This is a genomic window from Blastococcus jejuensis (genome assembly GCF_039534705.1).
GTDB lineage: Bacteria > Actinomycetota > Actinomycetes > Mycobacteriales > Geodermatophilaceae > Blastococcus_B > Blastococcus_B jejuensis.
This window is the reverse complement of record NZ_BAAAVV010000005.1, coordinates 1-23,410: the sequence shown is the minus strand read 5'-3', so window position 1 is coordinate 23,410 and position 23,410 is coordinate 1. Positions and strand designations below refer to the sequence as shown.

The following is a 23,410-nucleotide window of genomic DNA, read 5'->3' as shown; positions in this document are numbered from 1 at the left end:
CCGCACCACCGAGACCGCCGGTGCGCACGGAGCAGCCCCTGGGCTGCCGCGTGCCCACTGACAGACACGAACAGGACGAGGGAAATGCCGAAGCAGAAGACCCACAAGGGCACGGCCAAGCGCGTGCGCGTGACCGGCACCGGGAAGCTCGTGCGCGAGCACACGAACAACCAGCACAAGTTCGAGCACAAGTCGTCCTCGCGCAAGCGCCGGGTGAGCGGCATCGGCGTGCTGTCCCCGGCCGACACCAAGAACATGAAGAAGCTGCTGGGCCTCTGAGCGCCCCGTACTGACGAGAAGACAGGAGCACTCACGTGGCACGCGTGAAGCGGGCGGTCAACGCCCAGAAGAAGCGCCGGACGACTCTCGAGGCCGCCAGCGGCTACCGGGGTCAGCGGTCCCGGCTGTACCGCAAGGCCAAGGAGCAGATCCTCCACTCCGCGACGTACTCCTACCGCGACCGCAAGGCGCGCAAGGGTGACTTCCGGAAGCTGTGGATCACGCGGATCAACGCCGCGGCGCGCCTCAACGACATGACCTACAACCGGTTCATGCAGGGCCTCAAGCTGGCCGGCATCGAGCTGGACCGTCGGGTCCTCGCCGAGCTCGCCGTCAACGAGCCGGCCGCGTTCGCCGCGCTGGTGGAGACCGCGCGCGCCGCGGTCGCCGCCGCTCCGGCGCCGGAGAAGGCCGCCTGATCCCGGCCGCTCACGAGTGCGACGAACTCGTGGTCATCACGCGCTGATGGCCACGAGTTCGTCGCATTCGGCGCACGGGGAGCCGCTGACCGAGCGGTCGGCCCGGGTCGCGGCCGCCCGCAAGCTCACCCGACGGGCCGGGCGCGACGCCGCCGGGCTGTTCCTCGCGGAGGGCCGCCAGGCGGTCGCCGAGGCGCTGGCCGACCCGGCCGGCGTGCGCGAGGTGTTCGCCACCGACGCCGCGGCCGCCGCCCACCGCGACCTGCTCGCGTCCACGACGGTCCCGGTGCGGATCGTCACGGAGAAGGCCGCGGCCGGGCTGTCGGAGACCGTCACCCCGCAGGGGCTGGTCGCCGTCTGCGCGCTGCGCGACGTCCCGGCCGAGGCCGTGGTCGCCCACCCGCCGCGCCTGGCCGTCGCGCTGGCCGAGCTCGCCGATCCGGGCAACGCCGGCACCGTGCTGCGGACGGCGGACGCCTGCGGGGCCGGGGCGGTCGTCTTCGGTACCGGGTCGGCCGACCCGTACGGCGGCAAGGCGGTGCGCGCGAGCGCGGGGAGCGTCTTCCACGTCGACGTCGTCCGCGGTGCGTCGCTCGAGACGCTGCTGCCTGCGCTGCGGCAGCACGGGGTCACCGTGCTGGCCGCCGACGGCGGGGGAGAGGCAGCGCTGGACGAGTTGACCGACGAGCTCGCCGGCCCGGTGCTCTGGCTGTTCGGCAACGAGGCCCGCGGTGTGCCGGCCGACCTGGCGCAGCTGGCCGACGCGCGGGTGCGGATCCCGATGCGCGGCCGGGCCGAGAGCCTCAACCTGGCCGCCGCCGCCGCGATCTGCCTCTACACGACCCAGCTCGCCCAACGCTGAGGGGCGGTGCCTGACCTACACGAGGCCGGCACGTTTCCAGAGCAGCTCGGAGGGCCCGCCGATCAGCCCGACGCCGCGCAGGAACGCCACGAGCCCGGTCGACGCGTCGCGCAGCTTGGCGCGGTAGTGCTCGTTGGCGCGGGCCGCTGCCTTCGCCGTCGACGGGTCGAGACCCACCGAGGCGTAGACCTCCGGCTGCACGAGGTTGTCGGCGACGATCGCGGCCACGGCGGCCACCCCGGTGCGGTGCTTGCGCAGCTGCCAGCGGGACAGCTCCGGGGTGCGCCGGGCGATCTCCTCGCGGGCGAAGCGCATGTGCCGCGCCTCCTCGACGACGTGGATCTGGCTGGTCGCGCGGGTCAGGGGCTGCACCCGCTCGTCCTTCATCAGGTCGCGCTGGAAGATGTCGAGGATCTCCTCGGCGACCAGGATCGCCGCGTACGCGGCCGGCCCGTCGAACCGCTTCACGAAGGCCGTGCCCAGCCGCAGGATCGAGGCCGGCGGCTGGTAGGACGGTGCGCCGAAGGTCTCCGCCGTCCGGGCGAACATCACCGAGTGCCGGCACTCGTCGGCGATCTCGGTCAGCGCCCACTGGACGTGCGGCTGGGCCGGGTCGTCGCCGTAGATGTCCTTGAGCACCAGCTGCATGAGCAGGCACTCGAACCAGATGCCGACGCCGGAGATCGAGCAGTACTCGTGGATGGTCAGGCGCACGCGCTGTTCGTCGGTGAGTCCGTCCCACAACGGCGTGCCGTACAGCGTCGACCACTCGGGTGACAGACCGTAGAGGTGCGGAGGGATCGGCGCCGTCCAGTCGATGTCGACGACGGGGTCGTAGGACTTCTTGGCTGCGGACCCGAGGAGGCGGGTAGAGAGCTCTTGGCGACCGACAGATCTCTTGGTCGTCGGGTCGGAGGTGGTGGACGGCAGCGTTGCGGTCATGACGAGTTCCCCCGGTCGTCGAGTACGGCTGAAGGAAAGGTAACTGTTACTGTGAAACACATGCAACCGGTGGCGGAGATCCGTCCCGCGTCTCCGACCGCAGACGGTCGTCGCTCCCGCTGGACCGAGCACCGGCGGGCCCGGCGGGCCGACCTGGTCACGGCCGCGGTGGAGGCCGTCCGCCGCGCGGGGCCGGACTTCTCGGTGGACGACGTGGCGCGGAGCGCGGGGGTGTCCAAGACCGTCATCTACCGCTATTTCAGCGACAAGGACGAGCTGATCGACGCCGTCCTCGAGCAGATCTCCACCGTCGTGCTGCTGCCGCGGCTGCTGGGGGAGCTGGCCGTCGACCGCCCCGACGACGCCGCCCGGCTGCGCGCGGTCATCGCCGCCTTCGTGTCCCTGATCGAGGACGAGCCGGCCCTCTACCGCTTCGCCTACGCCCACACCGGGCGGGCCGGGCGCGCCGACCTCGTCGCCGCGACCGAGCGGGAGATCGCCGAGGCGCTGGGCCGGCTCATGGCCGACCGGCTGACCGAGGCCGGCCGCCCCGCGGGGGCCGCGATGACCTGGGCCTACGGGGTCGTGGGCATGGTGCAGCTGGCCGCGCACTGGTGGGCGGGGTCGCCCACGGTGCCGGCCGCGGAGCTCGTCGACCAGCTGACCGCGCTGGCCCATGGGGGCCTGTCGACCCTGCTGCCGCCGGCGAGGAGCTGAGGGCGGCGATGAGCGAGCACGAGGGCCCGGCGGGCTACGAGGGCTACGAAGGCGAGGTCACCGTCACCGTCGACGGCGAGGCGCCACGGGCGGCGCACGCCGCGCTCGCCGCCCGGTTCGACCCGCTCGCCGGACACGTCGTGTGGAGCGGCCGGCTCGCCGTGCAGCTCCCGGTGCGCACGCGGGTGCTCGTCACCACCCCGCACGGCAGCGCCGCCGCCGAGACCACGGAGACCGACGCCTGGGGGAACACCCGGCTCAGCGGGATCGACCGGCCGCCGTTCCCGGTGGAGCTGCTCGACGCGGCCGACGACCTCACCTGAGCGTTCCTCGTCACGCCCGGACGGGCTTGGCCGCGTACATGTCGAGGTCCGCGCTGTGCAGCAGCGAGGGGAAGTCCTCGCCGTCCGTGGGGTAGACGCCCAGGCCGACGCTCGCGCCGACCGTCACCTTCACGCCGCTGAGCTCCACGGGGGTCCAGACCGCCCGCGCCAGCTCGTCGGCCACCCGCCGGGCCTCGTCCGCGGCGGTCGCGGGGTCCAGGCCGAGCAGGGCGACGAGGAACTCGTCACCGCCGAGCCGGGCGAGCAGGTCGCCCCGCCGCAGCCGGCCGCGCAGCGTTCGGGCGACCAACTGGAGCAGTTCGTCGCCGGCGGCGTGCCCGAGACGGTCGTTGACGGTCTTGAACCCGTCGAGGTCGACGAACAGCAGGGCCAGGGTGTCCCGCCCGGCCCGCGCGTCCCAGATCGCGGCCTCCACCTGCTCCTCGAGCCGCCGCCGATTGGGCAGCCCGGTCAGCGGGTCGGTGTAGGCGAGTTCCTGGATGCGGGCCAGGCAGGTCTGGTTGCGGTCCCGCTCCTGGAGCAGGGCGCGCTCGGCCTCCACCCGCGCGGTGACGTCGTGCTGGACGCCGATGTACTGGACGACGGCGCCCTCGGCGTCGCGCACCGGCGCCAGGTGGATCTCGTTCCACCAGGGCGTGCGCTCCGGACCGCGGTGGTTGCGCACCGTCTCCCGGAACTCGGCGCCCCGTGCAATGGCGTCGCGCATGCGGGCGATCGCCGCCGGGTCGGTGTCGGGCCCCTGCAGGAACCGGCAGTTGCGGCCGAGCACGTCGGCGCGGGGCAGGCCTGCCAGCTGCTCGAAGGCCTCGTTGACGTACACCAGCGGCTGGTCGGGCAGCCGCAGGTCGGAGATCGTGACGCCGCTGGTCGTCGCCGCCAGCGCCCGGCTCAGGACGTCGTGGCCGGTGACCGCACGAGCAGGCTCAGCGGGACCGGCCGCTGCGGGAGACGGCGCGGCAGCAGCGGCGCGCACGGGAGCCGCCCGGCGCGGTGCGACCCGCGTCAGCAGCGCGTGCGCCGCGCGGGTGACCGCCTCCCGGTCGTAGGTCAGGCCGTACTCGAAGGTGCGCTCCAGGTCCGGGCCGTCGTCGCCGAGGTCGCGGGCCAGCAGCGCCGCGCTGAAGTGCGGGCCGAGGACGACGAGGTCCCACTCGCCGCGCACCGGGTCCTCCGGCGCCAGGGCGGCGCCCCGGAGGCCGGGCAGCGGTTCGACCGGCAGGTCCTCGCCGAGCGCGCAGACGAAGCCGGTGCGCTCCACGAGATCGCGATAGCGCAGCGCGGTGGCCGGGGTGAAGTGGCGGGCCTCCTGGAAGGTGGCGGCCACCACGCACGTCTCGCCCAGGCGCATCGCCTCCCGTTCGAGCTGCTTGCTGAGCTCGATCAACAGCGACTTCGCCGACCGGCGCAGCGGGGCCCCGTCGGGCAGGCAGCCGAACGGGGAGTCATCGGACGGAGCGACCGACGACGCTCCGGGAAGGGTCAGCTCGCCGGCCGCCACACCCTCGGCGGCGCCGGGGCCGGGCCGGCCGAACAGCCAGCCCTGCCCGAGGGTGGCGCCCAGGGCGAGCGCGGTGGCCAGGTGCTCGTCGGTCTCGATGCCCTCGGCCAGCACGAGGGCGCCGGTGCGCTCGGCGTGGGCGTTGACCGCGTTCATGATCTCGGCGATCGCCGGGCCGGGCCGCTCCTGGACCAGGCGGAGGTCGAGCTTGATGACGTCGGGGGACAGCAGCGGGAGGAAGGCCAGCGAGAGGGAGTCGGCGCCGACGTCGTCGACCGCGACCCCCCAGCCGAGGTGGCGGACGCGTTCGACCGTGCGCAGCAGCTCGGCGGGCCGCTGGGCCAGGGCGCGTTCGGTGATCTCGAGGACCACCCGGAGGTCCCGCGGGGCGGCGTCGACGATGGCGAGCAGGTCGTCCAGGGGTGCGCTGTCGAGCACCTCGGGCTCGACGTTGACGAACACCGTGAGCGGGGCCAGCAGGCCTTGCTCGACGGCTCCGCGGAAGGCGGCGGCCCGGCAGAGCTCGTCGAGCTCGGCCAGCCGCCCGGCCTCCCGGGCAGCCGCGAACAGCAGGTCGGGACGCTCCAGCGGACCCTGCGGCCCGCGCGCCAGGGCCTCGTAGGCGACGACCCGGCCCGTGTCGAGCTCGACGATCGGCTGGAACACGCTGCGGACGGCTCCCGGCCGCAGCGCCTCGGTCAGCGCGGCCGCCGTCACGGATCGGTTGTCCTCCACCTTTCTGCCATCGGCTCGCGCCCGGCCGGACGCGAGCCGGGCCGGCGATGCCCCTCCCGAACGGGTGAGTCAGCCCGGCAGCGTGATCAGCACGACGGCGGTCACTGCGGCCGCGAGCCCGGCGATCTGGGCGCCGACGAGCCGCTCCCGCAGCACGACCTGCGCGAGCACGACCGTGCTGACCGGGTAGAGCGAGGCCAGCACACCGGTGATCGCCAGCTGCCCGTCCTGCTGGGTGGCGAGCAGGAAGAGCGCGTTCGCGGTCATGTCGCCGATGCCGGAGGCGACGACCAGCGGTAGCGCCGACCGCGTCACCGTGAGCTTCTTCCGGCGGGCCAGCGCGATGCCGACGACGAGCACGACCGACGCCAGGCGTGCGGCCACCAGCGGCGTGAGCCCCGAGTCGTCGGACGTGCGGTCGAGCAGCACGAAGAACAGGCCGAACATGGCGCCGGCCACCAGGGCGGGGATCAGGCTCGCCGGCCGCGCAGCCCGCAGCGCGAGCAGCCCGCTCTCGGCCGACACGAGGACGACGGCGCCCAGCGCCAGCGCGACACCCACCGATGCCCATGTGCCGATCTGCTCGCCGCCGAGCAGGCCGACCAGCACGGGGACGGCTGCGGCGGTGACCGCGGTCACCGGCGCGATGACGCTCATGACGCCGCCGGCCAGCGCGCGGAAGAACACCAGCAGCCCGGCGGCCCCGGCCAGACCTGCCAGCGCGCCCCAGCCCAGGTCGGCGCCGCCGACCGACCCGCCCAGCCAGGGGAGGAGGGCGACCAGGGCGACCAGCCCGGACACCTGGGAGAGCGCCACGACGCCGAACACCGACGTCCGCCGGGTCGCCAGGCCGCCCAGGAAGTCCGCCGCGCCGTAGACCACGGCGCAGCCCAGGGCCAGCAGGATCGCCACGCCGTCCTCCGAAGTCCAGGTTCGCCCCGGTGGCCACCCCGGTCCGTTCTAGCACCCGCTTCCGACGCCGCGAGATCTGCACACCGGTGGCCATCAGCGCCTGATGGCCACCACCGTGCAGATCTCGCGGGGCTCGTCCGGGAACCCCGGCGCGGGCGAGCTCGACGTGCGGGCAGAATGGCCTCCCGTGTCTGGCGCCAACGATCCCTACGACCCGAAACAGGTCGCCGCGCTCTCGCCCGAGGCCCTCGACGACGCGGTCGCCGCCGCGCAGAAGGCCTTCGCGGGAGCAGTCGACCTGGAGGCGCTGGCCGCCGTCCGCCCGGCGCACCTCGGTGACCGCGCGCCGGTGCTGCTCGCCCGCCGCGAGCTGGGCGCGCTGCCCCCGGCGGCCCGGTCCGACGCCGGCAAGCGGGTCAACGCGGCCCGCGTGGCGCTGACCGAGGCCTACGAGGCCCGGTTGGCCGAGCTCGAGGCCGAGCGCGACGCCCGTGTGCTCGCCGAGGAGCGGGTCGACGTCACGCTGCCGTGGGACCGCACACCGCGCGGCGCCCGGCATCCGCTGACCACGCTCACCGACCGGATCGCCGACATCTTCGTCGGCATGGGCTACGAGGTGGCCGACGGCCCGGAGCTCGAGGCCGAGTGGCTCAACTTCGACGCGCTCAACATCGGCCGCGACCACCCCGCCCGCACGATGATGGACACCTTCTTCGTAGCGCCCGAGGATTCCGGCCTGGTGCTGCGCACCCACACCAGCCCGGTGCAGGCCCGCACCATGCTGAGCCGCACGCCGCCGATCTACATCGTGGCGCCCGGCCGGGTGTACCGGACCGACGAGCTCGACGCGACGCACACCCCCGTCTTCCACCAGGTCGAGGGCCTCGCCGTCGACCGCGGGCTGACCATGGCGCACCTGCGCGGCACGCTCGACCACCTGGCCCGCTCCCTGTTCGGCGCCGACGCGGTCACCCGCTGGCGCCCGTCCTACTTCCCGTTCACCGAGCCGTCGGCGGAGTTCGACGTCTGGTTCCCCGAGCACCGCGACGGCCCGCGCTGGGTCGAGTGGGGTGGCTGCGGGATGGTCAATCCCCGGGTGCTCATCGCCTGCGGGATCGACCCGGAGGAGTACTCCGGCTTCGCGTTCGGCATGGGCATCGAGCGCGCCCTCCAGTTCCGCTCCGGCGTCGGCGACATGCGCGACATCGTCGAGGGCGACGTCCGGTTCACACGAGCGTTCGGAGTCGAGCAGTGAGGGTCCCCATCGGCTGGCTGGCCGAGTACGTCGACATCCCCGCCGGGACGACGGTCGAGGACCTGGACACCGCGTTCGTGCGCCTGGGCCTCGAGGTCGAGGAGATCCACCGCCCCGAGGAGGTCACCGGCCCGCTCGTCATCGGCAAGGTGCTCGAGATCGAGGAGCTGACCGGCTTCAAGAAGCCGATCCGCTACACGCAGGTCGACGTCGGAGAGGCCGCGCCGCGGGGCATCGTCTGCGGCGCGACCAACTTCGTCGTCGGCGACACCGTGGTGGTCGCGCTGCCCGGCGCGGTGCTGCCCGGCGGCTTCGCGATCGCCGCACGGACGACCTACGACCGGGTCTCCGACGGGATGATCTGCTCGGTCCGGGAACTCGGCATCGGCGACGACCACGCCGGCATCCTCGTGCTCGGTCCCGAGGGCGCCGACGTCCCGCCGCCGGGCACGCCGGCCGGGCCGGTCGCCGGCCTGGACGACGTCGTCATCGAGCTCGCCGTGACCCCCGACCGGGGCTACTGCCTGGCCATGCGCGGCATCGCCCGCGAGATGGGCACCGGCCTGGCCGCCCCCTGGCGGGACCCGGGCGCGGTCACCCCGCCCGCGTGGTCCGGCGAGCCCGCCTGGCGGGTCGGCGTCGCCGACCCCGCGCGCTGCGACCGCTTCTCGATGATCGCCATGGAGGGCCTGGACCCGACGGCGCCCAGCCCGTGGTGGATGCGCCGGCGCCTGGCACAGGCCTCGGTCCGCACGATCTCGCTGGCCGTCGACGTCACCAACTACGTGATGCTCGAGCTCGGCCAGCCGATGCACGCCTTCGACCGCGACGCCGTGACCGGCCCGATCACGGTCCGGCTCGCGACCGAGGGGGAGAAGCTCACCACCCTGGACGGCGTCACGCGCAAGCTGACCACCGACGACCTGCTGATCACCGACGAGAGCGGCCCGATCGGCCTGGCCGCCGTGATGGGCGGGGCGTCCACCGAGATCGGTAACGGCACCAGCAGCGTCCTCCTCGAGGCCGCGCACTGGGAGCCGACCGGGGTCGCCCGGACCGCTCGCCGGCACCGGCTGCCCAGCGAGGCGGCCAAGCGCTTCGAGCGCGGCGTCGACCCGGAGATGACCGTGGTCGCGCTCGCCCGCGCCGCCGAGCTGCTCGCCGAGTACGGCGGTGCGCGGGTCATCGGCGGCGTCGTCGACATCGACACGCGGTCCGCCCGGCCGGGCATCGCCCTCGACGTCGCCAAGCCCGCCCGTGTCTCCGGGGTCGCCTACTCGCCGGGCCAGGTCGTCGAGCTGCTCGAGGCAGTGGGCTGCACCGTGGACGCCGACGGGAACGCCCTCGACGTCGTCCCGCCGCCGTGGCGCCCCGACCTGACCGACCCCGCCGACCTCGTCGAGGAGGTCGTCCGGCTCGCCGGGTACGACGACGTCCCCTCGGTGCTGCCCACCGCCCCGCCCGGCCGAGGCCTCACCGACGTGCAGCGCCGCCGCCGCGGCGTCGGCCGGGCCCTGGCCGAGGCCGGCTACGTGGAGGCGCCGTCCTACCCGTTCGTCGGGACGGCGGCGCTGGACGCGCTGGGCCTCGCGGCCGATGACCCGCGCCGCGCGGTGGTCGTCGTCCGCAACCCGCTGTCGGAGGAGGAGCCGGGCCTGCGGACGACGCTGCTGCCCGGCCTGCTCGCCGGCCTGGCGCGCAACCTCTCGCGCGGTCAGCGCGACCTCGCGCTGTTCGAGCACGGCGCGGTGTTCCCGGGCGGGGTCCGCTCGCCGGCCCCGCTGCCGGGCGCCGACCGCCGTCCCGACGACGACACGCTGGCCGCCCTCCTGGGCGCGGTGCCCACCCAGCCCTGGCACGTCGCCGTGGCGCTGACCGGTCATCGCGAACCGCGCGGCTGGTGGGGGGCGGGTCGCCCGGCCGGCTGGGCCGACGCGGTGCAGGCCGCCCGCCTCGTCGCCGCCGCATCGGGCGTCGAGCTGACCGTGCGGGCGGGCGACCGCGCCCCGTGGCACCCCGGCCGCTGCGCCGAGCTGCTCGTCGGCGACCGGGTCGTCGGCCACGCCGGGGAGCTGCACCCGCGGGTGTGCGCGGCGCTGGAGCTGCCCGCGCGGACGTCGGCCATGGAGCTCGACGTCGACGCCCTCCCCCCGGCGCAGGTGCCGGTCGGCCCGCACGTGTCGACCTTCCCGCCGGTGCTGCTCGACCTCGCGCTCGTCGTCGCCGACGACGTCCCCGCCGCCGAGGTGGAGACCGCCCTGCGCGAGGGAGCGGGCGAGCTGCTCGAGGCGCTGCGGCTCTTCGACGTCTACACCGGTGCGCCCGTGCCGGCGGGCTCGCGCTCGCTGGCCTACGCGCTCACCCTGCGCGCCCCGGACCGGACGCTGACCAGCGAGGAGGCGACGGCCGTCCGCGACGCCGCCGTCGCCGCCGCCGCCGGCCGGACGGGGGCGACGCTGCGCGCCTGAGGCTGCCCCGAGCCGCCTCGGCCGCCCCTAGGATCGCCGTTCCCAGCAGTGCTCCGAGACGCAGGAGGCGGCCATGGACGACGACCAGCGGGCGAGGATCGCCGAGGGCGTGGGGTTCATCGCCGCGCTGGACCAGAGCGGTGGCAGCACGCCCAAGGCGCTGCGCCTGTACGGGATCGACGAGGGCCGCTGGTCGACCGAGGACGAGATGTTCGACCTCGTCCACGGCATGCGCACCCGGATCATGACCAGCCCCAGCTTCGGCGGGGACCGGATCATCGGCGCGATCCTGTTCGAGGGCACGATGGACCGCGACGTCGACGGCGTCGGCGCGGCCGAGTACCTGTGGCGGCGCAAGCAGGTCGTGCCGTTCCTCAAGGTCGACAAGGGCCTGGCCGAGGAGCAGCGCGGCGTGCGGCTGATGAAGCCGATCCCCGGCCTGGCCACCCTGCTCGCCCGGGCCATCGACAAGGGCGTCTTCGGCACCAAGATGCGCTCGGTCGTCACGCTGGCCGACGAGAAGGGCATCGCCGACAACCTCGACCAGCAGTTCGACCTGGCGCGGCAGATCCTCGACGCGGGCCTGGTGCCCATCATCGAGCCGGAGGTCGACATCCACAGCCCCGAGAAGCAGCAGACCGAGGTGCTGCTGAAGGCCGGGCTCACCGAGCGGCTGGACTCCGTCCCGGCCGGGGCCCAGGTGATGTTCAAGCTGACCCTGCCGACCGTCGACGGGTTCTTCGGTGACCTGGTCGCCGACCCCCGGGTCCTGCGGGTGGTCGCGCTGTCGGGTGGATACTCCCGCGACGAGGCGTGCCGGCTGCTGGCGAGGAACCCCGGGGTCAGCGCGAGCTTCTCGCGGGCCCTCACCGAGGGGCTGGCCGAGTCGCAGTCCGAGGAGGAGTTCGACCGGGTGCTCGACGCGTCGATCGCCGAGATCTACGCGGCCGCGATCACCTGAGCGGCGCCGCTGCGAGGAAAGGAACCGACATCTCCGAGCTGAGCGGCCAGGTCGCCCTGGTCACCGGTGCATCGACCGGCATCGGCCGGCACCTGGCCGAGGGCCTGTCGCAGCGCGGGGCCTCGGTGGCGGGCCTGGCCCGCGGCGCGGACCGGCTGCGGACGGCGATGAGCGACATCGCGGTGACCACCGGCGCGCCCACCCTCGCCGTCACCGCCGACGTCACCGACCGCGCCGCGATCGACGTCGCCGTCGGGCAGGTGCTCGAGGAGTTCGGCCGGATCGACCTGCTCATCAACAACGCCGGGCTGATGGACGCTCGCGAGGTGCCGGTCTGGCAGGCCGACCCCGACCAGTGGTGGGACGTCGTCGAGAGCCACATCCGCGGGCCGTTCCTGATGATCCAGGCGGTCGTCCCGCGGATGCTCGAGCGCGGCAGCGGGCGGGTGATCAACCTGGCCAGCGGGCTGTCCACCCGGGCGATGCCGATCTACAGCGCGTACTCGGTCGGCAAGACCGGGCTGATGCGGCTCACCGAGGCCCTCGCCCAGGGGCTGGCCGGCACCGGTGTGCACGCCTTCGACATGGCGCCGGGCGTCGTCCGCACCGACATGACCGCCGCCATGTCGATCCACCGCACGCGCACCGACTGGACCGAGCCGGAGCAGGTCGTGGAGCTCGCCGCGGCCATCGCCGCGGGGCGCCTGGACGCGTGGTCCGGCCGGTTCGTCTACACCGGTGTCGACGACCCCGAGAAGCTGCACGCAATCCCGCCGCAGGACGCGGCCCGCCAGCTCCGGCTCCGCCCGTACGGCCCCACCGATCCCCAGGGCTGACGTCTCCCGCTTTCTGTACCGAGAGCTCACGCCGGCGCCGCAGCTTTCGGTACAGAAAGCGAAAACCGCGGCCAGGGTCGACGCGGGCTCCTCGGGGGGCGACACTGCTGCGCACGTGATCACGGGCCGGCTCGGCCGGAGCGGTGGCGGGGAGGTGGCGATGCCCGCGTACCGCGTGCGCGACTTCCGGGACGACGACCTGGACCAGGCGATCCAGGTGTGGGACCAGAACCGGCAGGCCGACGACTCCCCGGCGGTCTTCTCGATCTCCGAGGTCATGGCGGCGGCGCGCGCCGGCCAGCCCGCGGTGGTCGCGGTCGCCGGTGACGAGCTGGTGGGCATCGCCGTGGCGCAGGCCGAGGGCGAACGCGCCTGGGTGCTGCTGCTCGGACTGGCCGCGCGGTGGCGCAACCGGGGGATCGGGAGCGCCCTGCTCGCCGAGCTCGAACGGCGGCTGCGCGCGCTGGGGGTCCGGCGCATCGGCGCGTTGCTCGCCCCGGGAGCCGTCGGCGCGGTGGCGCTGCAGAACTCCGAGTACCGGGCGCTGGGGGGCCTGACCTACTTCGAGAAGGTGGAGCAGCTCGGCGCGGCCGACGCGGGTGTCCTGGCCGGGCTGGGCGGCCGGCTGCTGCCGGAGGGCCTGTGGGACGCCGTGGCGGGCATGGAGCGCGAGAAGCAGGTGATCGAGCGGAGGATCGTGCTGCCGCTGGCCGAGCCCCAGCTGGCCGAGCGGTACGGCGTGGCCCCGCCGAAGGCGGTCATCCTGTTCGGGCCGCCCGGTACCGGCAAGACCAGCTTCGCCAAGGCGATCGCTTCCCGGCTGCGGTGGCCCTTCGTGGAGTTGTTCCCCTCGCGGCTGGCGGCGGAGGCGTCGGGTGGGCTGGCCGCCTCGCTGCGCGAGGCGTTCGACGACCTCGCCGAGCTGGAGTCGGTCGTGCTGTTCATCGACGAGGTCGAGGAGATCGCGGGTGCCCGCTCCGGGCTGGCGGTCGATCCCACGCACGGCGTCACCAACGAGTTGCTCAAGCTCATCCCCACCTTCGCCGAGCGCAGCGACCGGCTGCTGATCTGCGCCACGAACTCGGTGCACTCCCTGGACCAGGCATTCCTCCGGCCGGGCCGGTTCGACTACGTCCTCCCCGTGGGCCCGCCGGATCCTGGCGCCCGCCAGGCGATCTGGGCGCGCTACCTGGGGCCGGCCGTCGACGGCGTCGACGTGGCACAGCTCGTGGCCGCCACGGACATGTTCACGCCCGCCGACATCGAGTTCGCCGCCCGCAAGGGGGCCCAAGCGGCGTTCGAGCGCGAGGTGCTGCACCGGACCGGGGAGGCCGCCCGCACCGAGGACTACCTGGCGGCCGTCGCCGACACCCGGCCCTCGCTCACCCGCGAGGCGCTCACCGAGTTCCGTGAGGACATCGAGCGCCACGCCCGGCTCTGACTCCGAGGCCTCGCCCGATATCATCGATGCACACTCATGCAGCGGTGTGTATGGTCATGCATCGTGAGTGACGCGCAGACATGGACGGTCGGGGTCACCGGCGCCACCGGGTACGCGGGCGGTGAGGTGTGCCGGCTGCTGGCCGGGCACCCGAACCTGCGTCTCGCCGGGGTGCACGCCAACTCGAGCGCCGGCCGACGCCTGGGCGAGCTCCAGCCGCACCTGCTGCCGTTCGCGGACATGGTCGTCGGGCCGAGCGACGCCGACAGCCTCGCCGGCTACGACGTCGTCGTCCTGGCGCTGCCTCACGGGGAGTCGGCGGTCATCGCCGGGCAGTTGCCGGCCGAGACGCTCGTCATCGACTGCGGCGCCGACCACCGGCTCACCGATCCCGAGGCATGGTCGCGCTGGTACGGGGGCGTGCACGCTGGTACCTGGCCGTACGGACTGCCGGAGCTGCCGGGGCAGCGGGCGAAGCTCGAGGACGCCAAGCGGATCGCCGTCCCCGGTTGCTACCCGACGTCGGTCACCCTGGCGCTGGCCCCCGCGCTGGCCGCCGGCCTGGTCGAGCCCGAGGTGGTCGTGGTGGCTGCCAGCGGCACGAGCGGCGCCGGCAAGTCGGCCAAGCCGCACCTGCTCGGCAGCGAGGTCATGGGGTCGGTCAGCGCCTATGGCGTCGGCGGGGTGCACCGGCACACGCCGGAGATGATCCAGAACCTCTCGCAGGCGGCCGGTGCGCCGGTCAGCGTCAGCTTCACCCCGACGCTGGTCCCGATGAGCCGGGGCATCCTCGCCACCTGCTCGGCGAAGCTGACTCACGGCACCGACGCGCAGGCCGCTCGCGCCGCCTACGAGAAGGCCTACGCCGACGAGCCCTTCGTGCACCTGCTGCCCGAGGGCCAGTGGCCGACGACGGCCGCCGTCCTGGGTGCCAACACGGTGCAGCTCCAGGTCGCCGTCGACCCCGACGCCGGCCGGCTGATCGTCGTCGCCGCCGTCGACAACCTGACCAAGGGCACCGGGGGAGCGGCGATCCAGTGCGCCAACCTCGCCCTGGGCCTGCCCGAGACCACCGGCCTGCCGCTCATAGGAGTCGCGCCATGACAGTCACGGCTCCGAAGGGGTTCTCCGCCGCCGGCGTCGCGGCGGGGCTGAAGTCCTCCGGCGACCCCGATGTCGCCGTCGTCCTCAACCACGGTCCCGACGACGCCGCCGCGGCCGTCTTCACCACCAATCGCTTCCCGGCCGCGCCCGTGCTCTGGAGCCGTCAGGTGCTCGCGGGGGAGCGGGCGCGGGCCGTCGTCCTCAACTCCGGCGGCGCCAACGCCTGCACCGGGCCCGAGGGCTTCGCCGACACCCACGCCACCGCCGAGCACGCCGCCGCCGAGCTCGGGATCGGCGCGATCGACGTCGCCGTCGCGTCGACCGGGCTGATCGGCGTCCGGCTGCCCATGGACAAGCTGACCGCCGGCGTCACGGCCGCGGTGAAGGCCCTGAGCGACGACGGCGGCGCCGACGCGGCCCGCGCGATCATGACCACCGACTCGGTGCCGAAGACGACGGTCCAGCAGCGAGACGGCTGGTCGGTGGGTGGGATGGCCAAGGGCGCGGGCATGCTCGCCCCGTCGCTGGCCACGATGCTCGTCGTCCTGACCACCGACGCCGTTGTCGACCCCGTCGTGCTCGGCCCGGCGCTGAGGCAGGCGACCAGCGTCAGCTTCGAGCGGGTCGACTCCGACGGCTGCCTGTCGACCAACGACACGGTGATCGTGATGGCGAGCGGAGCGAGCGGGGTCACGCCGAGCGTCGAGGAGCTGACCGAGGCGCTCACCGCGGCGTCGACCGACCTGGCGATGCAGTTGCTGGCCGACGCCGAGGGCTCGACCAAGGACATCGCGATCACCGTCCGCAACGCCGCCAGCGTGCAGGACGCGCTCACCGCCGGCCGGGCCTGCGCGCGCAACAACCTGCTGAAGACGGCGCTGTTCGGCAACGACCCCAACTGGGGCCGGGTGCTCGCGGCCATCGGCACCACCGACGCCGCGTTCCAGGCCGACCAGGTCGACGTCACGATCAACGGCGTCACGGTGTGCCGCGGCGGCGCCATCGGCGACCCCCGCGAGGGCGTCGACCTGACCGGCCGGGCGATCAGCATCGACGTCGACCTGAAGGCCGGCGCCGAGCAGGCCACGATCTGGACCAACGACCTGTCCATCGCCTACGTGCACGAGAACTCGGCGTACTCGACATGACGCACCAGGACCCCACGCCCCCCGACGTCCGCATCGACGAGCCCTCGCCGCAGCCCCGGCTGCCGAGGAAGGTCGGCACCCGCCGGGTCATGCGCAAGAACGACCCCGAGGGCGACGCCCGGAAGGTCGCCGTCCTCACCGGAGCGCTGCCGTGGCTCAAGGAGTTCCACGGCAACGTCGTCGTCGTGAAGTACGGCGGCCACGCCATGGTCGACGACGCCTGCCGGCGGGCCTTCGCCGAGGACATGGTGTTCCTGCGGACCTGCGGCATCCTGCCGGTCGTCGTGCACGGCGGCGGCCCGCAGATCTCCTCGATGCTCACCCGCCTGGGCATCCCGAGCGAGTTCCGCGGCGGCCTGCGGGTGACCACGGAGCAGTCCATCGACGTGGTCCGGATGGTTCTCGTCGGGCAGGTCGGACCGGAGGTTGTCGGCCTGATCAACGAGCACGGCGGCCGCGCCGTCGGGCTCTCCGGTGAGGACGGCGGCCTGTTCACCGCGGCCCGCACCCAGGCGGTTGTCGACGGCGAGCCGGTCGACATCGGCTTCGTCGGCGACGTGGTCGCCGTCGACCCGAGCCCGGTGCACGCGCTGCTGGAGGCCGGCCACATCCCCGTCGTGTCGACCGTCGGGCCGGACCGGGACGGCCAGCTGCACAATCTCAACGCCGACACCGCCGCCGCCGCGCTGGCCGTGGCGCTGGGTGCGGTCAAGCTGGTCGTGCTCACCGACGTCGAGGGCCTCTACGCCGACTGGCCCGACCGCGACTCGCTCGTGGAGCAGATCGACGCCCGGGAGCTGGCCGAGATCCTGCCCGGCCTCGATGCCGGGATGGTCCCGAAGATGGCCGCCTGCCTGCGGGCGGTCGAGGGTGGCGTGAAGCGCGCGACCGTCGTCGACGGCCGGCTGCCGCACGCCCTGCTGCTGGAGATGTTCACCACCGAGGGGACCGGGACGATGGTCGTCCCGGCCCCGCCGACCAGGGAGGAGGCGACAGCATGACGACGCACACGGAGGAGCTGGCCCGCCGCTGGTCGGCGGTGATGATGGGCAACTACCGGACGCCGCCGGTCGCGCTGGACCACGGTGCGGGCGCGGTCGTCTGGGACGTCGACGGCCGCGAGTACGTCGACCTGCTCGGAGGCATCGCGACGACGATCCTCGGCCACGCCCACCCGGCCGTGGTGGAGGCGATCACCGCGCAGGCGCACAAGCTGGGGCACGTCTCCAACCTCGCCATGCACGAGCCCGGGCTGCTCCTGGCCGAGCGGCTGCTCGAGCTGGCCGGCCGGCCCGGACGGGTGTTCTTCTGCAACTCCGGGGCCGAGGCCAACGAGGCCGCGTTCAAGATCAGCCGGCTCACCGGCCGGCCCGAGGTGATCACCGCCGAGGGTTCCTTCCACGGCCGCACCATGGGCGCCCTGGCGCTGACCGGCCAGCCCGGCAAGGCCGATGCGTTCGCGCCGCTCCCGGGCGGGGTCCGGTACGTGCCCTACGGGGACGGCGACGCCCTGACGGCCGCGGTCACGGACCGGACCGCCATGGTGCTGCTCGAGCCGATGCTGGGGGAGGGCGGCGTGCTGCCGGCCCCCGCCGGCTACCTCGCCTCGGCCGCGGCGACCGCGTCGGGCGCGGGAGCGCTGTTCGCCGTCGACGAGGTGCAGACCGGCATCGGCCGCACCGGGTCGTGGTTTATGCACCAGGCCGACGGCGTCGCGCCCGACGTGATCACCCTGGCCAAGGCGCTCGGCGGCGGACTCCCGATCGGCGCCACCCTCGCCTTCGGGGAGGCCGCGGACCTGCTGACCGCGGGCTCGCACGGCTCCACGTTCGGCGGCAACCCGATCGCGGCCGCCGCGGCCCTGGCCGTGCTCGACACCATCCGGGACGAGGGCCTGCTCGAGCGGGCCAAGGAACTGGAGCACCGGTTCACCGCGGGCATCGAGGCGCTCGGCCACGCCGGCATCGCGGGCGTCCGCGGGCGGGGGGCGCTGCTCGGCGTCGTCCTCACCGCCGACGTCGCGGGTGCGCTGGAGGCGGACCTGCGGGCCGCCGGGTTCCTGACCAACGCGGTAGCCCCGGGCGTGCTCCGCCTCGCCCCGCCGCTCGTGCTCACCGACGCCCAGGTCGACGCCTTCGTGGCCGCCCTGCCGGCGGCCCTCGACTCTGCGATGGAGACGGCATGACCCCCCGGCACTTCCTCAAGGACGACGACCTGACGCCCGGCGAGCAGGCCGAGGTGCTGGCGCTGGCCGCCGACCTGAAGCGGACCCGGCACACGGCCGGGGCGCCGATGCCGCTGGCCGGCCCCCGGGCGGTCGCGGTGATCTTCGACAAGCCCTCCACCCGCACGCGGGTGTCGTTCTCCGTCGGCATCGCCGAGCTCGGCGGCTACCCGCTGGTGATCGACGCGGCCAGCAGCCAGCTCGGCCGCGGGGAGCCGATCGAGGACACCACTCGGGTGCTCGACCGGCAGGCGGCCGCGATCGTGTGGCGCACCTTCGGTCAGGACCGCATCGAGGCCATGGCGGCGGTGAGCCGGGTGCCGGTGGTGAACGCGCTGACCGACGAGTACCACCCGTGCCAGATCCTCGCCGACCTGCAGACGGTGATCGAGCGTCGCGGGCAGCTCTCCGGGCTGACGCTGACCTACCTCGGCGACGGCGCGAACAACATGGCGCACTCGTACCTGCTGGGCGGCGCCACGGCCGGCATGCACGTGCGGATCGGCTCCCCGGAGTCGTTCCAGCCCGCCCCCGCAGTGCTGAAGCGAGCCGCGGAGATCGCCGCCGAGACCGGCGGCTCGGTGCTGTGGACCGCCGACGCGCAGGCCGCCGCGGACGGCACCGACGTCCTGGCCACCGACACGTGGGTGTCGATGGGTCAGGAGGGGGAGTACGAGGCGCGGATCGCGCCGTTCCGGCCCTACGCCGTCGACGACGACGCGCTGGCCCGGGCGGCCGCGGACGCCGTCGTCCTGCACTGCCTGCCCGCCTACCGCGGCAAGGAGATCGCGGCGTCGGTGATCGACGGTCCGCAGAGCGCGGTCTGGGACGAAGCGGAGAACCGGCTGCACGCCCAGAAGGGGTTGCTCACCTGGCTCCTGGAGCGGGCGTGACCAGCGCGCTGACCCGCTCGGCCCGCCAGGCGCGGGTCCGCCAGCTCATCGAGGCCCAGCCGGTGACCTCGCAGACCCATCTGGCGGCGCTGCTGGCCGAGTCGGGCATCGAGGTCACCCAGGCGACGCTCTCGCGGGACCTGGAGGAGCTCGGCGCGGTGAAGCTGCGCGGGTCCGACGGGGCTCCGGCGTCCTACGTGCTGCCGCCGGAGAACGCGCCGCTGCGGCCCGCGCAGGCGGCGCCGGCCCGGTTGACCCGTCTGCTCGCCGACCTGCTGATCAACGCGGAGGGGAGTGCGAACCTCGCCGTCCTCCGGACCCCGCCGGGCGCGGCCCAGTTCCTGGCCTCCGCTCTGGACAAGGTGGGCCTCCCCGACGTGCTGGGCACGATCGCCGGGGACGACACTCTCCTGGTCGTCTCCCGCGAGCCCGACGGCGGCCCGGCGCTGGCCGACCGCCTCCGGGGCCTCGCCGAGCGCACGCCCGCGGTGTACCCGGAACTGAAGACCGACCTGGAAGAGAGCTGAACATGACGGATGCCGACCCCGGCGCCGCGCCCGGCATCCCCGCCCCCTCGCAGACCCGGCTCTGGGGCGGCCGCTTCGGCGGCGGGCCGTCGCCGGCGATGGCGGCGCTCTCCAAGTCCACCGACGTCGACTGGCGGCTGGCCCCCTACGACCTGGCCGGCTCCCGGGCGCACGCCCGCGTGCTGCACCGGGCCGGCCTGCTGACCGAGGACGAGCTGACCGCGATGGTGGGCGCCCTCACCGAGCTGTCGGCCGAGGTCGCCGCGGGCACGTTCGCCCCGGTCGAGGCCGACGAGGACGTGCACGAGGCGCTCGAGCGCGGGCTGCTCGACAAGCTGGGCACCCTCGGCGGCAAGCTGCGCGCCGGGCGCAGCCGCAACGACCAGGTCGCCACCGATCTGCGGCTCTACCTGCGGCACAACGTGCGGGCGCTGGTCGCCGAGCTGTCGTCGCTGGAGTACGCGCTGCTGGGGCTGGCCGAGCGCTACCAGGAGGTCGCCGCGCCGGGGATGACCCACCTGCAGCACGCCCAGCCGGTGCTCATCGCCCACCAGCTGCTGGCGCACGCGCACGCGATCGCGCGGGACGTCGACCGCCTGCAGGACTGGGACAGGCGTGCCGCCGTCAGCCCCCTGGGCTCCGGCGCGCTGGCCGGCTCGTCGCTGCCGCTGGACCCCGACGCCGTCGCCGCCGAGCTCGGCTTCGACCGCGCGGCGGACAACTCGATCGACGCGGTCAGCGACCGCGACTTCGCCGCGGAGTTCTGCTTCGCCGCGGCGCTGATCGGCGTGCACCTCTCCCGGCTGGGGGAGGAGGTCGTGCTCTGGACGTCGACCGAGTTCGGCTGGGCGATCCTCGACGACGCCTGGGCCACGGGGTCGTCGATCATGCCGCAGAAGAAGAACCCCGACATCGCCGAGCTGGCCCGCGGCAAGTCCGGCCGGTTCGTGGGCAACCTGACCGGCCTGCTCACCATGCTCAAGGGTCTGCCGCTCGCCTACGACCGCGACCTGCAGGAGGACAAGGAGCCGGTCTTCGACTCGATGGAGCAACTGCTGCTCCTGCTGCCCGCCGTCACCGGGATGATCGCCACGCTGACCCTGCGGCCCGCGGTGCTCGAGGCGGCCGCGCCCCAGGGCTTCGCCCTGGCCACCGACGTGGCCGAGTGGCTGGTCAAGAACGGCGTCCCCTTCCGGTCCGCGCACGAGATCTCCGGTGAGATGGTCGCCGTCTGCGAGCAGGCCGGGCTCGAGCTCGACCAGCTCGACGACGACCAGTTGGCCGGCATCGACGAGCGCCTGACCCCGGCCGTGCGGGCGGTGCTGTCGGTGCCGGGGGCACTGGCCGCCCGCACCACCCGCGGGGGGACGGCGCCCGAGCGGGTCGCCGAGCAGCTGACCGCGCTCAAGGCGCTGGCGACCGAGCACGCGCAGTGGGCGTCCTCGTCACCCGTGGCCCCCGCCCTCTGAGCGTGGCGGGACCGGACCTCGACGGCCTGGGGCCGCTCGTCCGCGAGGAGGACCTGCTCGGGCCGGTCGACGTCGTGGCGCGCGAGCTGCTGGGCTGCTGGGTGGTCACCGATCGTCCGGCGGGCCGAGTGGTGTTGCGGCTGACGGAGGTCGAGGCGTACTCGGGCGACGGGATGGATCCGGCCGCGCACTCGCACCGTGGTCCGACGCCGCGTGCCGCGATCATGTTCGGTCCGCCGGGGCGGCTCTACGTGTACTTCAGCTACGGCGTGCACTGGTGCGCCAACGTCGTGGTCGGGCCGGACGGCCGCGGGCAGGCGGTTCTGCTGCGCGCCGGTGAGGTCGTCGTGGGGGAGGAGCTCGCCCGATCCCGCCGTCCGGCCGCTCGTACCGCGCGCGACCTCGCCCGCGGCCCGGCCCGGCTGACGCAGGCGCTGGCCATCGGCCCGGACGACCTGGACGTCGACCTGCTGTCGCCGGCCAGCCCGGTGCGCCTCCACACGGGGGCGACGCCGGCCACGATCTCCGCGGGCCCGCGGGTCGGGATCAGCCAGGCGACCGACCTGCCGTGGCGCTTCTGGGAGACCGATGCGCCGTCGGTGAGCGTGTTCCGGGCGGGTGGGAAGCCGCGCCGTGCGCGGGCCGGGCAGGATGGTGTCCTGTGAACGACGTGATCGACGAGCTGCACCGCCGCGGGCTGCTGGCCCTCAGCACCGACGAGGCCGCCCTGCGCGCCCACCTGGCGGAGGGGCCGGTCACCTACTACTGCGGGTTCGACCCGACCGCGCCGAGCCTGCACGTCGGCAACCTCCTGCAGTTCATGGTGCTGCGCGCCCTCCAGCGGGCCGGCCATCAGCCCGTCGTCCTCGTGGGTGGCGCCACCGGCCTGATCGGCGACCCGCGGCCGTCGGCCGAGCGGCAGCTCAACGACCACGAGACCGTGGCCACCTGGGTGCAGCGCATCCGGGAGCAGGTCGCGCCGTTCCTGGAGCTCCCGGCCGAGACCGACGGGCTCAAGGGCCCCGTCTACGTGGACAACCTCGAGTGGACGGCACCCATCTCGGCCATCGACTTCCTGCGCGAGATCGGGAAGCACTTCCGCGTGGGCAAGATGCTGGCGAAGGAGGCCGTGGCCGCTCGGCTGAACTCCGAGGCCGGGATCAGCTACACCGAGTTCAGCTACCAGATCCTGCAGGCCAACGACTTCCGGGAGCTCTACCAGCGGCACGGGGTGACGCTGCAGACCGGCGGGTCCGACCAGTGGGGCAACCTCACCGCCGGCATCGACCTGGTCCGGCGGACCGAGGGCGTGAGCGTGCACGCCCTCGCGACGCCGCTGGTGACCAAGTCCGATGGCACCAAGTTCGGCAAGTCCGAGGGCGGCACCATCTGGCTCGACCCGGCCCTCACCTCGCCGTACGCCTTCTTCCAGTTCTGGCTCAACGCCGACGACGCCGACGCCCGGACGTGGCTCCCGCTGTTCTCGGAACGGCCCGCCGACGAGCTCGAGGCGCTGATCGCCGAGAGCATCGAGCGGCCGGCCGCCCGGACGGCGCAGCGCGCGCTGGCCGAGGAGCTCACGCTCCTGGTCCACGGGCCCGAGGAGCTGCGCCAGGCGGAGGCTGCCGGCCGGGCGCTGTTCGGGCGGGACGACCTCTCGACGTTGGGTGCCGAGACGCTGGGCGCCGCGCTCGAGGAGGCCGGCAGCGTCACGGTCGACGGTGAGGTCCCGTCGGTGGCCGCGCTGCTGCAGATGACCGGCCTGGCCTCGAGCCTCTCCGAGGCGCGCCGCACCGTGAAGGAAGGCGGGGCCTACCTCAACAACGAGCGGGTCGCCGATGCCGAGGCGGTGCCCGGTGAGGACTCGTGGCTGCCCGGTGGCTGGCTGGTGCTCCGCCGGGGGAAGCGCTCGGTCGCCGGGGTCCGCCGCACCGTCTGAGCACGCTCGTCGCCCCGGCGACGGCGGCATGTCCGGCGCGTGACGAACGAGTGTCGGGCGTCACCACCAACCGGTTTGACACGACCCCGGGCCCGCACGTAACTTTCTCTCTGCGCCGCGCGGCCCGTGAGGGCCGCCGGACCAGCCCTCCTGTGTGGGGCAGCTGGAAACCGGCGTAGAGTTGGACATCCAGCCACGAGGGAAGCCCGTAAGGGTGTGTTTCGTGCGCGTCCGCTCCTTGAGAACTCAACAGCGTGCCGAAAGTCAGTGCCAAGTAATACCCCGTGCTCCCGCTACTTGTGGTGGGGGCTGGGATTCCTTTGGTTGATTGATATCGAGAGCGTCCAGTTCTCGGTTCTCAGCTGCGATCAAATCATCTACGGAGAGTTTGATCCTGGCTCAGGACGAACGCTGGCGGCGTGCTTAACACATGCAAG

22 protein-coding genes and 1 rRNA gene are annotated in these 23,410 nt (G+C 73.9%); 20 read left to right on the top strand and 3 right to left on the bottom strand.

All coding sequences use genetic code 11. The features are described 5' to 3' along the window. The first annotated feature begins 84 nt into the window (after window positions 1-84). Genes rpmI through ABD644_RS11580 form a run of 3 tightly spaced genes read left to right on the top strand, consistent with a single transcriptional unit; the run spans window position 85 to window position 1,560 of the window. Complete coding sequence (gene rpmI, locus ABD644_RS11590) at window positions 85-279, top strand: 50S ribosomal protein L35 (RefSeq protein ID WP_344689027.1); 195 nt, start codon at window positions 85-87, stop codon at window positions 277-279. 35 nt (window positions 280-314) lie between these two features. Next, window positions 315-698 (top strand): 50S ribosomal protein L20, encoded by a 384-nt coding sequence (gene rplT / locus ABD644_RS11585; RefSeq protein ID WP_344689026.1) that lies wholly within the window; start codon window positions 315-317, stop codon window positions 696-698. Between the two features lie 46 nt (window positions 699-744). After that, window positions 745-1,560 (top strand): TrmH family RNA methyltransferase, encoded by an 816-nt coding sequence (locus tag ABD644_RS11580; RefSeq protein WP_344689025.1) that lies wholly within the window; start codon window positions 745-747, stop codon window positions 1,558-1,560. A gap of 15 nt (window positions 1,561-1,575) precedes the next feature. On the opposite strand, the gene ABD644_RS11575 is transcribed toward ABD644_RS11580, so the two are convergent. Next, window positions 1,576-2,502, bottom strand: a complete 927-nt coding sequence (locus ABD644_RS11575; protein ID WP_344689024.1) for an AurF N-oxygenase family protein — start codon at window positions 2,500-2,502, stop codon at window positions 1,576-1,578. Window positions 2,503-2,562: 60 nt separating this feature from the next. Between ABD644_RS11575 and ABD644_RS11570 the strand changes: the two genes are divergently transcribed. Next, on the top strand, window positions 2,563-3,219 hold the full coding sequence (locus ABD644_RS11570; RefSeq protein ID WP_344689023.1) for a TetR/AcrR family transcriptional regulator: 657 nt from the start codon (window positions 2,563-2,565) through the stop codon (window positions 3,217-3,219). 8 nt (window positions 3,220-3,227) lie between these two features. Further along, a complete protein-coding gene (locus tag ABD644_RS11565) occupies window positions 3,228-3,542 on the top strand; it encodes a DUF4873 domain-containing protein (protein WP_344689022.1) in 315 nt (104 codons plus the stop codon). Window positions 3,543-3,552: 10 nt separating this feature from the next. On the opposite strand, the gene ABD644_RS11560 is transcribed toward ABD644_RS11565, so the two are convergent. Continuing rightward, entirely contained in the window at window positions 3,553-5,778 is a 2,226-nt protein-coding gene (locus tag ABD644_RS11560) for an EAL domain-containing protein (protein WP_344689021.1), read from the bottom strand. Between the two features lie 87 nt (window positions 5,779-5,865). After that, the gene (locus ABD644_RS11555) at window positions 5,866-6,708 is read right to left on the bottom strand and encodes an EamA family transporter (protein WP_344689020.1); all 843 of its coding nucleotides are present in this window, start codon (window positions 6,706-6,708) and stop codon (window positions 5,866-5,868) included. 187 nt (window positions 6,709-6,895) lie between these two features. Between ABD644_RS11555 and pheS the strand changes: the two genes are divergently transcribed. The 15 genes from pheS to ABD644_RS11480 all read left to right on the top strand — a co-directional run. Beyond that, window positions 6,896-7,963, top strand: a complete 1,068-nt coding sequence (gene pheS, locus ABD644_RS11550; protein ID WP_344689018.1) for a phenylalanine--tRNA ligase subunit alpha — start codon at window positions 6,896-6,898, stop codon at window positions 7,961-7,963. Further along, window positions 7,960-10,431 (top strand): phenylalanine--tRNA ligase subunit beta, encoded by a 2,472-nt coding sequence (gene pheT, locus ABD644_RS11545; RefSeq protein WP_344689017.1) that lies wholly within the window; start codon window positions 7,960-7,962, stop codon window positions 10,429-10,431. The genes pheS and pheT overlap by 4 nt, the downstream gene beginning before the upstream one ends. Window positions 10,432-10,504: 73 nt before the next feature. Then, the gene (locus tag ABD644_RS11540; RefSeq protein WP_344689016.1) at window positions 10,505-11,392 is read left to right on the top strand and encodes a fructose bisphosphate aldolase; all 888 of its coding nucleotides are present in this window, start codon (window positions 10,505-10,507) and stop codon (window positions 11,390-11,392) included. Then, window positions 11,389-12,228, top strand: coding sequence for an SDR family NAD(P)-dependent oxidoreductase (locus tag ABD644_RS11535; protein WP_344689405.1), 840 nt, complete (start codon window positions 11,389-11,391; stop codon window positions 12,226-12,228). The genes ABD644_RS11540 and ABD644_RS11535 overlap by 4 nt, the downstream gene beginning before the upstream one ends. 160 nt (window positions 12,229-12,388) lie before the next feature. Then, window positions 12,389-13,669: an ATP-binding protein gene (locus tag ABD644_RS11530; protein WP_344689015.1), complete on the top strand. Its 1,281-nt coding sequence runs from the start codon at window positions 12,389-12,391 to the stop codon at window positions 13,667-13,669. A gap of 63 nt (window positions 13,670-13,732) precedes the next feature. Beyond that, window positions 13,733-14,773 carry an N-acetyl-gamma-glutamyl-phosphate reductase gene (argC, locus tag ABD644_RS11525; RefSeq protein WP_344689014.1) on the top strand — a complete coding sequence of 347 codons (1,041 nt, stop codon included), beginning with the start codon at window positions 13,733-13,735 and terminating at the stop codon, window positions 14,771-14,773. Further along, entirely contained in the window at window positions 14,770-15,921 is a 1,152-nt protein-coding gene (argJ, locus tag ABD644_RS11520; protein WP_344689013.1) for a bifunctional glutamate N-acetyltransferase/amino-acid acetyltransferase ArgJ, read from the top strand. Before argC ends, argJ begins: the two co-directional genes overlap by 4 nt. Continuing rightward, the gene (gene argB / locus ABD644_RS11515; protein ID WP_344689012.1) at window positions 15,918-16,922 is read left to right on the top strand and encodes an acetylglutamate kinase; all 1,005 of its coding nucleotides are present in this window, start codon (window positions 15,918-15,920) and stop codon (window positions 16,920-16,922) included. The genes argJ and argB overlap by 4 nt, the downstream gene beginning before the upstream one ends. Further along, window positions 16,919-18,106 (top strand): acetylornithine transaminase, encoded by a 1,188-nt coding sequence (locus ABD644_RS11510; RefSeq protein WP_344689011.1) that lies wholly within the window; start codon window positions 16,919-16,921, stop codon window positions 18,104-18,106. Before argB ends, ABD644_RS11510 begins: the two co-directional genes overlap by 4 nt. Next, complete coding sequence (gene argF / locus ABD644_RS11505) at window positions 18,103-19,038, top strand: ornithine carbamoyltransferase (RefSeq protein ID WP_344689010.1); 936 nt, start codon at window positions 18,103-18,105, stop codon at window positions 19,036-19,038. Before ABD644_RS11510 ends, argF begins: the two co-directional genes overlap by 4 nt. Continuing rightward, window positions 19,035-19,565, top strand: coding sequence for an arginine repressor (locus ABD644_RS11500; protein ID WP_344689009.1), 531 nt, complete (start codon window positions 19,035-19,037; stop codon window positions 19,563-19,565). Before argF ends, ABD644_RS11500 begins: the two co-directional genes overlap by 4 nt. A 2-nt stretch (window positions 19,566-19,567) precedes the next feature. Then, entirely contained in the window at window positions 19,568-21,034 is a 1,467-nt protein-coding gene (gene argH, locus ABD644_RS11495; RefSeq protein WP_344689008.1) for an argininosuccinate lyase, read from the top strand. A 2-nt stretch (window positions 21,035-21,036) separates the two neighbouring features. Next, window positions 21,037-21,699, top strand: coding sequence for a DNA-3-methyladenine glycosylase (locus ABD644_RS11490; protein WP_344689007.1), 663 nt, complete (start codon window positions 21,037-21,039; stop codon window positions 21,697-21,699). Continuing rightward, the gene (gene tyrS / locus ABD644_RS11485) at window positions 21,696-22,973 is read left to right on the top strand and encodes a tyrosine--tRNA ligase (RefSeq protein ID WP_344689006.1); all 1,278 of its coding nucleotides are present in this window, start codon (window positions 21,696-21,698) and stop codon (window positions 22,971-22,973) included. The genes ABD644_RS11490 and tyrS overlap by 4 nt, the downstream gene beginning before the upstream one ends. 376 nt (window positions 22,974-23,349) lie before the next feature. Next, a 16S ribosomal RNA gene (locus ABD644_RS11480) occupies window positions 23,350-23,410 on the top strand; the annotation flags it as partial.

Excerpts from the sequence above, each read along its gene's own strand:
- rpmI (WP_344689027.1), top strand. The coding sequence starts at position 85 with ATGCCGAAGCAGAAGACCCACAAGGGCACGGCCAAGCGCGTGCGCGTG.
- ABD644_RS11580 (WP_344689025.1), top strand. The coding sequence starts at position 745 with ATGGCCACGAGTTCGTCGCATTCGGCGCACGGGGAGCCGCTGACCGAG.
- ABD644_RS11575 (WP_344689024.1), bottom strand. The coding sequence starts at position 2,502 with ATGACCGCAACGCTGCCGTCCACCACCTCCGACCCGACGACCAAGAGA.
- ABD644_RS11570 (WP_344689023.1), top strand. The coding sequence starts at position 2,563 with ATGCAACCGGTGGCGGAGATCCGTCCCGCGTCTCCGACCGCAGACGGT.
- ABD644_RS11565 (WP_344689022.1), top strand. The coding sequence starts at position 3,228 with ATGAGCGAGCACGAGGGCCCGGCGGGCTACGAGGGCTACGAAGGCGAG.
- ABD644_RS11540 (WP_344689016.1), top strand. The coding sequence starts at position 10,505 with ATGGACGACGACCAGCGGGCGAGGATCGCCGAGGGCGTGGGGTTCATC.
- ABD644_RS11530 (WP_344689015.1), top strand. The coding sequence starts at position 12,389 with ATGCCCGCGTACCGCGTGCGCGACTTCCGGGACGACGACCTGGACCAG.
- argJ (WP_344689013.1), top strand. The coding sequence starts at position 14,770 with ATGACAGTCACGGCTCCGAAGGGGTTCTCCGCCGCCGGCGTCGCGGCG.
- argB (WP_344689012.1), top strand. The coding sequence starts at position 15,918 with ATGACGCACCAGGACCCCACGCCCCCCGACGTCCGCATCGACGAGCCC.
- ABD644_RS11510 (WP_344689011.1), top strand. The coding sequence starts at position 16,919 with ATGACGACGCACACGGAGGAGCTGGCCCGCCGCTGGTCGGCGGTGATG.
- argF (WP_344689010.1), top strand. The coding sequence starts at position 18,103 with ATGACCCCCCGGCACTTCCTCAAGGACGACGACCTGACGCCCGGCGAG.
- argH (WP_344689008.1), top strand. The coding sequence starts at position 19,568 with ATGACGGATGCCGACCCCGGCGCCGCGCCCGGCATCCCCGCCCCCTCG.